Origin of the sequence: Bacillus cereus group sp. MG4 (assembly GCF_040460055.1) — a bacterium.
In the GTDB taxonomy this organism is placed as follows: domain Bacteria; phylum Bacillota; class Bacilli; order Bacillales; family Bacillaceae_G; genus Bacillus_A; species Bacillus_A wiedmannii.
The window spans coordinates 969,181-982,708 of record NZ_JARVGZ010000001.1 but is presented as its reverse complement, the minus strand read 5'-3'; the positions used below and the strand labels follow the sequence as shown (position 1 = coordinate 982,708).

Sequence of the window (13,528 nt, the reverse complement as noted above, 5' to 3'; positions counted from 1 at the left end):
TGCCCAATATGAAAATCAAGAGAGTTAAGCACTTCATTGTCAACGGACGACAATAGGTGCTTTTTTTACGTGGAGTAAAGAAAAAATATAAGTTTGCTTGTTGCTCTGTTTCAACTTTGTGTCATATGTTATAATTTGGAAAGTATATATTCTTAATTTTTAGAAAATTTAAAGGTGGTAGGTTAATATATGAGTACATTAAAGAAAATCACTAATAATATTTCGAAAGTTATTATAGGAAAAGATGAATCGATTGAACTTGCAGCAATAGCTCTCATAGCAAGAGGGCACATTTTATTAGAAGATGTACCTGGTACGGGAAAAACAACATTAGCGAAAAGTTTGGCTAAAAGCGTGGACGCTAAGTTCCAAAGAATTCAATTCACAGCGGATACTTTGCCTGGAGATGTTATCGGTCTTGAATATTTTGATGTAAAGGAATCGGAATTTAAAACAAGATTAGGCCCTATTTTTGCAAATATAGTATTAGTGGATGAAATTAATCGAGCTGTACCGAGAACACAATCTTCGTTACTTGAAGTTATGGAAGAACGTACTGTTACAATTGCGAAACAGACACATTCATTACCAGAACCTTTTTTAGTTATAGCAACGCAAAATCCACTCGAATCAGCGGGCACATTTCCGTTACCAGATGCTCAGTTAGACCGGTTTTTACTCACAATACGCCAAGGTTATCCTACGAGAGAAGCTGAAAAGGAAATGATGAATCGGTTTCAAATGAATAATCCGTTAGAAACGTTACATTCTATTATTTCAAGTGAAGAAATTATTATGATGCAAAAGCGTGCAAGAGAAGTGTTAGTAGGGAATGATGTGCAAGATTATCTCCTTGAAATTATTGAAGCAACTCGTAACCATGAGTTAATTGAAATTGGTGTAAGCCCTCGGGGAACGTTGGCATTTATGAGAGCGATTCAAGCACGGGCAATATTAAATGAAAGAGATTATTGTACGCCAGATGATATAAAGATACTTGCTGCAGCCGTTTGCGCTCATCGTTTAACGTTAACGATTGAGGGAGAGATGAAAACGACGAAAGAACAAATCATGAAAGAAATTCTTCATACGATTAGTGTGCCAGTGGAGAATGTACGATGAATCAACAGCTTGTGTATACACCTTTAGCGGAGCCTTTCGTAATGGGAGTTATGTCAGTTGTAGCCGTTATTTTAAGTGTATTTTCAAGTAATCTACTCTTATTATCTCTCGTATTTTTGTATGTGATTTTAATAGGTGCTATGTATGTATACATACGTAAAGTATCTCGTGTTGAATGGGAATACAGTCAAGGGAATTCTAATGTTTTTATAGGTGAAACGAATATGTGCAAAATGAAAATTTCAAACAAGTCGTTTTTCCCTATTTTTAATATCGTATTTCGATTTAAATGTGAAAATAAGCTAACTTGGAATCATGAGGAACTAAATAAAAATCATAGTACAGGTTCAAATTATTATATGAATTTAAATTTAAAAGGAGGAGAGTCAGCTTCATTTAATTTACAAGCTGTAGCGTTAAAAAGGGGAATTGCGAAATGGGATGAAGTAGAAATTGTTATTACGGATCCTTTTGGATTCATAACGAACCATATAACATATAAACAAGTTGAAACGCCGTCCTATTTAGTTTTACCAGCAGTTCCAAAAATGGAAGTTCCTGAATTACAAGAATGGTCACGAGGATTTCGAAAAGCGATGTCATCCCCCTTATATGATGAAACGAAAGTAATGGGAGTGAAGTCGTATGAAAATGAAGATTTTCGTTCTATCCACTGGAGTGCAACAGCGAAAACAGGGACGATAACTGCGAAAAAGTACGAGCGAACACAATCAGATAAATATGCGATATATCTCAACTTGCAAAATAAAAGCGGTATTTCTTTGCGAAATGATACAGAGGAACTAATTGAATTAACGGCAGGCATATGTAAACAACTGCTCATGCAAAACTGTTCATTTGAAGTATGGATCAATTGTGTAAAAGATAATGGATTGTTGCATATAAAGAACGGTCATAACCGGAAACATTTGCAAAATGTATTAAAAGTACTTGCCGCAATATCGGACCAAGATACTCCTGTATCTTCTTCTTATTTTTACACAGCAGGCTTTCGTCGTAAAGAACTGGATGCGGTTCCTTTAATTCTTGGTACTTCACCAAAGAAATATAGTAGAACGAATAAATGGGTTGTAATAAAAGAATAAGAAGGGGTTTATGTCATGGCTAATAAAGAGCGACATATGAAAGGGAAGATTTGGAGTGTTAAAGTTTTCATGATACTTTTCTTTACGGTTAGTGCGATAACGTTATCACAAGGTGTTGTGCATGTACAAGACATGGTAAAAGGGCTTTTTTCTAGTAAGACGGAGACAATATCGGAAAGAAATTATGATTTTACTAGTTTAGACGAACAGTTTGATGAACCTGAAAGAATTATAGATGAAGAAACAGGAGTTGTAGATACAAGAACAAAAATAGATAGGAAAATTCCACTTTTTGTACGAAAAAATTCATGGACTGATGTGTTTTCTGTTCTTTCAAATTCATGGGTTAGTGTCGTTTTTTATGTATTTATTGCAGTGGTCATTCTATATGCTTTTTATAAATTAATGAGGAAAAAGGTAACGAAATTAGAAATAGAACAGGATAAACAATCGATAACAAAAGAAAATACGGATAGAACCGAAAAGAACAAGAAAGTGAAGCAACAGTTTGAACAGCCGTTACCTAAAGATACGATAAGGAAAACGTTAGTTGAATGGGAAAGGGCTTTACCATTTCACGAACAGAGAAGGTCCTATGAAACGATGCAACAATGGTTAAGCAGAATTAGTAGAACGAGAAATATTACTTCGTTATATGAGTCTGTTCGTTATGGTGAAAAGACGTATACGGAGTTAGATGTGGAAAAAATAATGAAGTGGGTAGAGGGAGATGGGAAGGTGGATACGTAAATATCCACCTTTACTTTTTGTAGAGAAATTTGATTATCATGAATCATTTTCATATATAAAACTGCCTTTAAATAAGAAGATGGTATTAACTGTAAATTAACTTTATTTACTTATACTTCATTACATGTTAACCTATACTTAATTTTTATAAATTATAATTAATTTTTAAGTTTTTTAAGGGTGTGAAAATGTAATGAAATTGGTATTGAAAAGCATACTTATTTCCTTTGTTTTTTCTGCAGTAGGTATGTGTTGGTTGTTGTTCTTATTATTCAAAGAGGACGGAGACTGGTTATTGTCTTGGGTAGGTGTATTAATGGCATTTTTATCTTTATACACGTTAATAGATTTATATTGTAAGTATACATACGATATAAAGTTAAGTAAATTGTTTATTAAAGCAACAGTTACTACCTTTAGTTTTGCCGTATTGGGAATCACCTTTGGTATTGTACACGAGCTATTACAGCCATGGAGTCTCAGTTTAATGGTTTGGTATTGGTTGTTAGTGTTACTTTTATTTTTAGCGACCATAATATTATTAGGGTGTGTCTAAAAACTGTTGTTCATTGTGTTAATCGAAAAATGGCAGCGATATACACAAAGGCTAAAAAAGAAGATGCCAGCTTATCATAACGTGTTGCGATTCTACGGAAATGCTTGATTTTATTGAAAAAACACTCCACTAAATGGCGTTCTTTATATAAATACCAATCCACATTCCAAGGAGCTTTCGCATTTGACCTGGGTGGAATGGTATAGGTTGCTTCATGATCGGTAATATAGTTACGAATCGTATGAGAACCATAGGCCTTGTCACCAAGAATATTGCTGCCCTTAATCGGTATTTCATCCAAAAGCTCGCAAACAGGAGTGCTATCAAAAATATTTCCGCCAGTCAAATGAAATAAAATGGGGTTGCCTAAACCATCAACAATTGCATGGATTTTGGTAGTTTTTCCACCGCGACTCATGCCAATATGCTGATGACACTCATGATTTACAGCCTTTTTTTTGCACCAGCACTATGTTGATGCGCTTTGATACTGGTTGAATCTATGCTGAGGTTTTCAAGATCCGGTTCAGCATTTAATTCTTGAAAAATAGTCAGTAAGACACCTTCATCACGCCATTTGCAGAAGCGAGCATACACGGTTTTCCATAATCCGTAATGGTCCGGCAAATCACGCCAGGGAGCGCCGCTCCTAGCTATCCATAAAATAGCATTGAACATTTCACGATTACTCCTTTTAGGCGGACGACCAGTAAAATACGGTGGGAAAAAGTCTTTGATTTGTTCCCATTGTTCATTTGTAAGTTCGTAGCGGCGTGGCGTCATAGAAAATACCCCTCTCTAAATGATTTGAGGTAATCCTATCATAGAAATAGTTTTTAGACACACCCTAGTTTTTGTAGTATTTGTTAATCGAAAAAATTATAATATCCCTGGAAGATATAGAATACTTATACTGCTAAATCTATTTCTTACGTTAGCACCAGTGCTGTGGCCATTACTTCTTACTATTATCGGAAATGGTATGAACGCTAGTGCAGGATGGTAAAAGTGAATAAACTAAAAAGTTGATATAGGGTTTTAAGTATGTAAGAGAACGTGTTTTCATAAATTGAAAACACGTTCTTTTTTATTTTCATACATTACTTTTTCCATCTGGTCGTCAAATTTTGAAAGTAAGTATTTCGTAAGGAATGGATAAGAAAAAAGAAAGTTTTATCATTTAGGATTAAGGTATAACTTGAATCAATACGATTTTAAAAGAGGAGAGAACCTTATGAAAAAATGTACTTCAATAAAGTTAGGAAGTTTGGCAGTGTTAATAGCGGGTACTACTCTATTTACACCAGGTTTTACTGTAAAAGCAGAGTCTATTCAAAATATTTCTAATTCGTCAGAATCACATAATCAAAAGAATCGGAATGGATGGAAACAAGTAATGCAGGAAACAATACAAATTGGGGCGCCAGGGGTATTAGCTAAGACGTCTAATAAAGGGAAAATTAATAGTTATACTGCTGGTGTGGCAGATTTAAGTACAAAGAAACCGGTGAAATCGGATTATCGCTTTCGGATTGGTAGTGTGACGAAAACTTTTACCGCCACGACTGTTCTTCAATTAGTAGGAGAAAATCGCATACAACTTGACGATCCAATTGAGAAGTGGCTACCAGGTCTTATTCAAGGAAATGGGTATGATGGTAATCAAATTACGATACGCCAACTTTTGAATCATACGAGTGGTATCGCTGAATATTTAAAGTCAAAAGACGCTGACATAATGAATTCGAAAAAAACGTATACAGCAGAAGAAATAGTGAAAATAGGCCTTTCTCTGCCTCCAGATTTCTCGCCGGGTAAAGACTGGTTGTATTCAAACACAGGATATGTAATATTGGGAATGCTTATTGAAAAAATAACTGGTAATAGTTATGCGGAAGAAATTGAAAAGCGAATTATTGAACCTTTGGACTTGTCAAATACGTTTTTACCAGGAAATTCACCCGTCATCCCAGGAAAGAATCATGCTCGTGGGTATGTGAAAATCGAAGAAACGAGCGAGTTGAAAGACATTACGGATTATAATCCGAGTTTAGCTAATGCAGCTGGAGACATGATATCTAATGCGGACGATTTAAATAAATTCTTTTCATTTTTACTCAGTGGTAAGTTACTGAAGGAACGAGAGCTAAAAGAAATGCTTACTACAGTTCCTGTAGAAGGAAAAGGGGTTGGTGATGCATATGGTCTTGGAATCTATGAGACTAAACTTCCAAATGGTGTTTCAGTTTGGGGTCACGGAGGATCAATTCCTGGGTTTATGACTTTTGCTGGCGGAGTAATTGGAGGCAAGCATACATTTGCTGTCAATGTTAACTCTTTAGGTCCGGTTGATATTCTTACACAGTTTAATAAAATGATGCAAATTGAATTTAAGAAATAGATGAAAAGAATACGAATGGGATCCTGCTGTAAAGGACAGTATTAGTATTCATAGTATAACATCAAGTGTAATTTAATCTTATAGTTTAGTATAAAAAAGGATGTCGGTTACATGACATCCTTTTTTATTGAGAATCAAAGAGTTATATTTTGAAAATTGTTATTTTTGCAATCGTTCCATATAATGAAGGGTATAGGGGTTATACAGGGGAGTTATGAATGGAGAATACTTTAGTTTGTTAATTGTTTTTATTTTAATAAATAATAGTAAATTGATTTGGAGTGAAATTCATTGGGAGAAAATCAGTTTAGATGGAGTAACATACAATTACGAGAACATGTCGAAGTAGTAGATGGTAAGAGAAGCCCGCATATTTTATTAAAGAATGCAACGTATTTAAATTCTTACTTACGTAATTGGTCAGTGGCAAATATTTGGGTATATAGTGACCGAATTGTATACGTAGGGGATAAATTTCCAGATCAATTAACGGATTGTGAAGTCATTGATTGTGACGGAAAGTATGTAGTTCCTAGTTACATAGAACCGCATGCACATCCATATCAATTATATAATCCTGAAACTTTAGCGAATTATGCGATGCAATTTGGGACAACGACATTTATTAATGATAATTTAACTTTATTTTTTACATTACAACGTGAAGAAGCATTTCGTTTATTAGATGAATTTGAAAAGGTTCCAGCAAGTATGTATTGGTGGTGTCGTTTTGATGGACAAACTGAATTGCAAAACGGGGATTCTTTATTTAATCGTGAAGAAATAATAGAATGGCTTAAGCATAAGGCAGTTCTTCAAGGCGGTGAGCTAACAGCGTGGCCAAAGTTATTATATGGCGATGATGAAATGTTACATTGGGTGCAAGAAACAAAACGATTACATAAAAAAGTAGAAGGTCATTTTCCAGGCGCATCTGAAACGACTTTAGCGAAATTAAAACTGCTAGGTACAGATTGTGATCATGAAGCGATGACAGGGCAGGAAGCTTTCACCCGTCTTATGCAAGGTTACACTGTTTCCCTTAGGAATTCTTCAATCCGCCCAGATTTAGAAGTTTTACTGAAAGAATTGTTGGAACTAGGCGTAAAGCAGTTTGATAGATTCATTCTTACTACAGACGGCTCACATCCTTCGTTTTATGAAAGTGGCATGACAAACGTAATGATAGCTACCGCGATAAAACAAGGAGTGCCAATAATAGATGCTTATCATATGGCAAGCTATAATATCGCTCGTTATTATAATATGGAACATGTACATGGATCGATTGCGACAGGTAGAATAGCTAATATGAATATTTTGGAAAGTAAAGAAAACCCGGTTCCAATAAGTGTAATTGCAAAGGGGAAATGGGTGAAGCGTGACGGAGTAAATAAAAATGAATCATTACAAATAGACTGGAGTAAATTTAAAGTAACTCCATTATTATTAAACTGGTCCATAGAAAAAGAGGATATGATTTTTACTGATAAAGTGGGTATACATTTATTGAATAACGTTATAACAAAGCCATATACGAGTGAAATTGATTTAAACCGTGATGAACTTTCTTTAGATCATGATGAGTGTTTTCTTATGATGATTGCTCGTGATGGTACGTGGCGAGTGAACACAGTTGTAAAAGGCTTTGCAAAAAAATTAGGAGGCCTTGCTAGCTCTTATTCTGGTACTGGTGACATCATTCTTATTGGGAAGAATAAAGAAGATATGTTTACAGCTTTTCATAGAGTAAAAGAGCTTGGCGGGGGAATGGTAATAGCTGAAAAGAATGAAGTATTACACGAAATCGCATTACCATTGCTCGGGATTATGTCTAAGTTAAAAATGAATGAATTAATACAGGAAGAGAAACAGTTGGTGAAATTATTGCAAGAGCGTGGCTACGCGTATAATGATCCGGCATTTACCATTTTATTCTTTTCCGCGACGCACTTACCTTTTATACGAGTAACGCCTATAGGGCTATTTGATGTGAAAAGTAGTAAGGTAATGGCTTCACCGGTGAATTTGATAAAGCAATATTAAAATGAAAATCCCTATAAAAGTCTAATTTATAGGGATTTTCACATTGTTAGCATAAGAATATTATAAGCCTCAAATAATATAGCATCTAAATCATTTGAGGTGATATGTAAATATGAAAAAAATATTATACATTTTAAGCATATTTGTTTTGTGTGTATCGATACAACACGTTGTACATTCCCAATCAGATGCACCAGAATTATCGTCGGATTGTCTCGAAGAAAGGAAAGTTCGAGATGAAAAGCATGTGAAGAATATAATGCAGGACATTAAAAACACATTTAATTTAAATATTGATGAACATAGTTTTTGGGAAGTAAGTAAAAGAAATCTGGAGGCTGCCCATTTGATGTATGGTGGAAGAGAAAATGATTCTTATTATAATTCGCTAACTAAAATTTATGATAGTGGTGGATTTAGCGAGCAGCCCAGCTTATTTGTGAGTGCAAAAGAAGCATTTTTACTTTATAAAGAAAAAGATAATATCAATGTAATGAAACACTTAAACCTAGACGTTGAAAAAGGGGAATGGCTCGTTATAAAAACGAAAAAGAAGAAAGGGAAAAAAGTGAAATTCAAGCCGTTGCAATGTGAAAAAGATTATATGAAAAAGAGAAATGAGTACCATAATCTAAAATGAAATAAAGGAAATTTTGAAGGAGAAAAATTTCGTTAATAATTGTAAATAAAGCGATAGAAATCCCTAGTAATCTCGCCCTAAAAAAACGTCATTTTTAATGTTTAAAATGACGTTTTTATTTATTCTTAAAGTCTTTGCATCGCACTCTCAATCCTTCTCACCAAATCAGCTGACACTTTATGAAAATACCCTAAAACGACCTTTCTAATATCATCAGAGATAACATTCAAATCACTAGCTAAGTTTTTAGTAAGATGTTCTTTTTCTATCGGTTTTAACTTCGCATAAAATTCACTAGGCTGCGTAAAGTCATCCTGTTTCGTAATAGAAGTTCTTTCAAGTTGACCTTCAACGTATCTTCCGTCACCGCTCGTTATTTGCTTAGCAGGTGTCCAATTTTGCTGCTTGTTAATCGTTAATTTGCGGAATTCAGGTCCAATTCTTCTTCTTTGAGAATCACTATAAATGTTTGCACGTCCTTGCAACATTTTATCATCTGATAATTCAGCGCCGTCTAGTAAATTAGAAGGGGAGAAAGCGACTTTTTCTACTTCTTCCATATAATTTTCAGGATTTTTATTTAATACCATTTTGCCGACTGGTATAAGAGGATACGACTTTTCATCCCATATTTTTGTATCATCTAAAGGGTCATAAGAAAGATGTGCTTCATCTTTCGGATCCATGAGCTGGACATATAAACCATATTCCGCGGGTTTACCATTTGCAATTGCATCATATAAATCTTTCCCGCTATAATCAGAGTTTTCGGCAGCCAGTTTATTCGCTTCCTCACTAGTAATGTATTGTACACCTTCAAAGGGGTACCAATGATACTTTACATACTTTCGATTACCTTCTGCATTTCTCCATACATATGTATTAACACTATGTCCTGGGATGTGGCGAAGACTTTTGGCCGTACCAGCATCAGAGTATAAATGGACAACGAAATGAATGGATTCAGGTGCGCTAGCGACAAAGCTCCAAAATCTATTAGGGTCTATTAAGTTATTTATAGGGGAAGGTAACAACGCTTGAATCGTTTCAGGGAAACGCATCGGATCACGAACAGAAAAGACAGGAATATGATTACATAAAAGATCGAAAATGCCTTCTTTTGTATAAAACTTTGTAGAAAAACCGCGTACATTTCTAGAAGTGTCAGGTGTTCCTTTCGTACTAACAGCTAAAGAAAATCGAACCATAACAGGAACTTTCTCATTAGAATTTTGTATAAAACTTAACTTTGTATGTTCTGACATCGGATAGATCGTTTGAAAATAACCAAACGCACCAAATCCTTTTACATGAACAGGTCTTTCTAAAATTTTTTCGTGAATAAATTCTTGTAACGTCTCGTGAAGTACACTATCTTGCTCTAGAGCTGGTCCACGTGAACCAACTGTTTGAGAGTGTAGTAAAGCTTGTTCATTACGTTCTCCATTTTCATTAAAGTCATTCCCTAGTAAAGATTGCCTCTGTTTATCATAGTTTTCATCCATCGATATAGCCTCCAAATCTTTTTTGTACATTGTTACTAAATATGATTTCATAGCCTTGATTATGTATGACACGCAAAGTCCAAATGGTAACAGACCGCTAGATGAAAAAAATGCACATGTAGTGGACCTATTGAAATAGAAGAAATTATGGAAAAATGGATATCGGGAAGAAAATTACTATTAAAATATTAATCTGAAAAATGAATTTATACATGACTTTATAGAGAATGAACATAAATAAACAGGGAAAATAACTAGGAGGAATTTAAAATGTTGGATTGGTTTCAATTAGATAAAGAATATATGATGCCTACGTATTGTCGTACGAAGGTTGCGATAGAAAGAGGAGAAGGTTGTAAATTATATGATGTGGATGGTAAAGAGTATGTAGACTTATTTTCTGGTGTCGGAGTGAATGTATTAGGATACAATCACCCAAAAATCGTGCAAACGACAATGGAACAAGTTACGAAATCATTGCATCTTCCATTTCATTTTTTAAATCCAGTTGCGATTGAGTATGCAAAGAAATTAGTTGATTGCTCTTTAAAAAACGGAAAAGTCTTTTTTACAAACTCTGGTACGGAAGCGACAGAAACGACGTTGAAATTAATTGATAAATATAGAGCTAATACGGGTGAGGAACGTGAAGGAATCGTAGTGCTGAAGAATAGTTTCCATGGGCGAACATTAGGAGCACTTCATTTTACGAGACAAGAAAGTGTATATCAAAATTTCCCTAAAACATCGATTCCAGTATATGAAGTAGAGCGCGAGAATATAGAGCAATTAGAAGAAACAATTGCTAAAGAAAATCCGATTGCGATTATGCTAGAACCTGTATTAGGTAGCGGGGGGATATATCCTTTATCAAGTGAATATTTACATGGTGTTCAAAACTTATGTGATAAATATAATGTCATTCTTATCGTTGATGAAGTTCAAAGTGGCATGGGGAGAACTGGTAAACTATTTGCTTATCAAAATTCCAATATTACACCGGATATTATTCAAATTGGTAAGGGAGCAGGAGGCGGGATACCGCTTGGCGGAATTATTGTAGGTGAAAAGTTATGTGATGTATTTGCACCAGGAGATCACGGCACAACGTTTGCTCATTCTTCAATGGGAACCGCTTTAGGGTTAACGGTATTAAACACATTGATTGACGATGGTTTAATGCAAGAAGCGTATAAAACGTCACACTATCTAAATGATAAATTGCAAGAAATTCAGAAAGAAAATTCTTATTATATTCAGGAAGTACGCCATGCTGGTATGATGTTTGGAATTAGTTTGAATGATACGAATGGAAATGTAAAGAAATTACAGGTAGAGCTAATGAAGAAAGGGATGTTAGTTGATGTTACACAAGGGAACATCATCCGTTTACTTCCTCCATATATAATTAAAAAAGAAGAAATTGATGCATTTATTACTCAATTTATTTCTTGTATGGATAAAGTTGCTGCTGTAGTAAGTGCTTAAAAGTTAAAAGCTATATTTTATATAAAGTGCACTCTAATTGTTAGAAATAGTTTTACAATTGGGGTGCATTTTTTATAGTTGAATTTTGTGAAATACAGCTGTTGGTAAATGATAACGAAAAAAATAGAAGGAATTTCATTATATTTGATACATGATTGAATGATATTTTACTGTTGAAGAAAAGAGAAAGTAAATATAAAGATAGTAGATAAAACGAGTGGTACTAACAACGAGTGATAGAACGTTTTGAAAATAATAGCATACGAATATATATATATGATAAGAATGAGGTGATATATTGGAAAATAATGATATTCAATTTACTTCTTTACAAATGCGAACTGATAGATTTGGTTGGGCTGGTATTCAATATGCAAATAAAAAGCAAGCCATCTTATATACTCGAAACGGAGGAGTAGAATGGGATGTTGTTAATCCTCTAAAATCAATTGTATTATTTGCATATCCAATAAATGCTCGAAGCTCTTGGGCATATGGTTTAACAAAAACGAATGACGATCTATTGCCAGCTATATTTTATACAGTTAATAGAGGGGAAAGATGGAGTGAGTTTATTTTACCGGTTGAAGAAGATTGGGAGAAATCGACTGATGTTCAAGTACAATTGCATGCCACGAATATGGATAGTATATGGATTGTATTATCTAGAAAGCTTGCATCAAATAAATTTGAACATAATTTATACTATTTGAAAACGAAAGCGAAAGCTTGGAAAGTAATAAAAAATATAAGTATTAGTGATAGTATTTCAGGGATAACATTTATAAACGATTTAGTCGGATTTATTTCATTACAAAAACAATATGAAACATCAACGGTATTTAAAACAATAAATGGTGGGGAAAATTGGCGAGTTATAAAAGATATTCCAGGTCTTGAAGGAATTAACACTGGGACTGCTATGGCTTATAAAGCAATCTATAAAAATAACCTATTAGTAATACCAACTAAAATGAATGATGATAAATTTTTAATGAATTACTCATTTGATAAGGGGAATTCGTGGCATATTTCAAATAAAACAATAAATACTAGGGTGTGTCTAAAAACTATTTCTATGATAGGATTACCTCAAATCATTTAGAGAGGGGTATTTTCTATGACGCCACGCCGCTACGAACTTACAAATGAACAATGGGAACAAATCAAAGACTTTTTCCCACCGTATTTTACTGGTCGTCCGCCTAAAAGGAGTAATCGTGAAATGTTCAATGCTATTTTATGGATAGCTAGGAGCGGCGCTCCCTGGCGTGATTTGCCGGACCATTACGGATTATGGAAAACCGTGTATGCTCGCTTCTGCAAATGGCGTGATGAAGGTGTCTTACTGACTATTTTTCAAGAATTAAATGCTGAACCGGATCTTGAAAACCTCAGCATAGATTCAACCAGTATCAAAGCGCATCAACATAGTGCTGGTGCAAAAAAAAGGCTGTAAATCATGAGTGTCATCAGCATATTGGCATGAGTCGCGGTGGAAAAACTACCAAAATCCATGCAATTGTTGATGGTTTAGGCAACCCCATTTTATTTCATTTGACTGGCGGAAATATTTTTGATAGCACTCCTGTTTGCGAGCTTTTGGATGAAATACCGATTAAGGGCAGCAATATTCTTGGTGACAAGGCCTATGGTTCTCATACGATTCGTAACTATATTACCGATCATGAAGCAACCTATACCATTCCACCCAGGTCAAATGCGAAAGCTCCTTGGAATGTGGATTGGTATTTATATAAAGAACGCCATTTAGTGGAGTGTTTTTTCAATAAAATCAAGCATTTCCGTAGAATCGCAACACGTTATGATAAGCTGGCATCTTCTTTTTTAGCCTTTGTGTATATCGCTGCCATTTTTCGATTAACACAATGAACAACAGTTTTTAGACACACC

Annotated in this window: 10 protein-coding genes and 3 pseudogenes; 11 read left to right on the top strand and 2 right to left on the bottom strand. The window is 34.6% G+C overall.

Annotated elements, in window-relative coordinates; all coding sequences use genetic code 11:
* Positions 1–189 precede the first annotated feature (189 nt).
* The 4 genes and pseudogenes from QCI41_RS05115 to QCI41_RS05100 all read left to right on the top strand — a co-directional run.
* Positions 190–1,122: an AAA family ATPase gene (locus QCI41_RS05115; protein ID WP_353838102.1), complete on the top strand. Its 933-nt coding sequence runs from the start codon at positions 190–192 to the stop codon at positions 1,120–1,122.
* On the top strand, positions 1,119–2,228 hold the full coding sequence (locus tag QCI41_RS05110) for a DUF58 domain-containing protein (RefSeq protein WP_353838103.1): 1,110 nt from the start codon (positions 1,119–1,121) through the stop codon (positions 2,226–2,228). Before QCI41_RS05115 ends, QCI41_RS05110 begins: the two co-directional genes overlap by 4 nt.
* 15 nt (positions 2,229–2,243) lie before the next feature.
* A complete protein-coding gene (locus tag QCI41_RS05105) occupies positions 2,244–2,978 on the top strand; it encodes a signal peptidase II (protein WP_353838104.1) in 735 nt (244 codons plus the stop codon).
* Positions 2,979–3,171: 193 nt separating this feature from the next.
* Positions 3,172–3,522 (top strand): annotated as a pseudogene (locus QCI41_RS05100) (DUF3902 family protein); the annotation flags it as partial.
* A gap of 22 nt (positions 3,523–3,544) precedes the next feature.
* Here QCI41_RS05100 and QCI41_RS05095 read toward each other — a convergent pair.
* Positions 3,545–4,317, bottom strand: a protein-coding gene (locus tag QCI41_RS05095; RefSeq protein WP_483299041.1) for an IS5 family transposase whose coding sequence is annotated in 2 segments (ribosomal slippage) — positions 3,545–3,987 and positions 3,987–4,317 — 774 coding nt in all. Because the reading frame shifts where the segments join, the coding sequence is not laid out codon by codon here.
* Between the two features lie 64 nt (positions 4,318–4,381).
* Here QCI41_RS05095 and QCI41_RS05090 point away from each other — a divergent pair.
* The 4 genes and pseudogenes from QCI41_RS05090 to QCI41_RS05075 form a co-directional block, all read left to right on the top strand.
* Positions 4,382–4,540, top strand: a pseudogene (locus QCI41_RS05090) (DUF3902 family protein); the annotation flags it as partial.
* Between the two features lie 228 nt (positions 4,541–4,768).
* Entirely contained in the window at positions 4,769–5,935 is a 1,167-nt protein-coding gene (locus tag QCI41_RS05085) for a serine hydrolase domain-containing protein (RefSeq protein WP_353838105.1), read from the top strand.
* 291 nt (positions 5,936–6,226) lie between these two features.
* Positions 6,227–7,981, top strand: a complete 1,755-nt coding sequence (locus QCI41_RS05080) for an adenine deaminase C-terminal domain-containing protein (RefSeq protein ID WP_353838106.1) — start codon at positions 6,227–6,229, stop codon at positions 7,979–7,981.
* Positions 7,982–8,093: 112 nt separating this feature from the next.
* Positions 8,094–8,621 carry a hypothetical protein gene (locus tag QCI41_RS05075; protein WP_353839237.1) on the top strand — a complete coding sequence of 176 codons (528 nt, stop codon included), beginning with the start codon at positions 8,094–8,096 and terminating at the stop codon, positions 8,619–8,621.
* 125 nt (positions 8,622–8,746) lie between these two features.
* Here the strand turns inward: QCI41_RS05075 and QCI41_RS05070 are convergent, their stop codons facing one another.
* Positions 8,747–10,126 (bottom strand): catalase, encoded by a 1,380-nt coding sequence (locus QCI41_RS05070; protein WP_353838108.1) that lies wholly within the window; start codon positions 10,124–10,126, stop codon positions 8,747–8,749.
* 270 nt (positions 10,127–10,396) lie between these two features.
* Between QCI41_RS05070 and QCI41_RS05065 the strand changes: the two genes are divergently transcribed.
* From QCI41_RS05065 to QCI41_RS05055, 3 genes and pseudogenes are all read left to right on the top strand, one after another.
* Positions 10,397–11,614, top strand: a complete 1,218-nt coding sequence (locus QCI41_RS05065) for an aspartate aminotransferase family protein (RefSeq protein WP_353838109.1) — start codon at positions 10,397–10,399, stop codon at positions 11,612–11,614.
* A 298-nt stretch (positions 11,615–11,912) separates the two neighbouring features.
* Positions 11,913–12,668 (top strand): annotated as a pseudogene (locus QCI41_RS05060) (hypothetical protein); the annotation flags it as partial.
* A 66-nt stretch (positions 12,669–12,734) separates the two neighbouring features.
* Positions 12,735–13,507, top strand: a protein-coding gene (locus QCI41_RS05055; RefSeq protein ID WP_483299041.1) for an IS5 family transposase whose coding sequence is annotated in 2 segments (ribosomal slippage) — positions 12,735–13,065 and positions 13,065–13,507 — 774 coding nt in all. Because the reading frame shifts where the segments join, the coding sequence is not laid out codon by codon here.
* Positions 13,508–13,528: the final 21 nt, after the last annotated feature.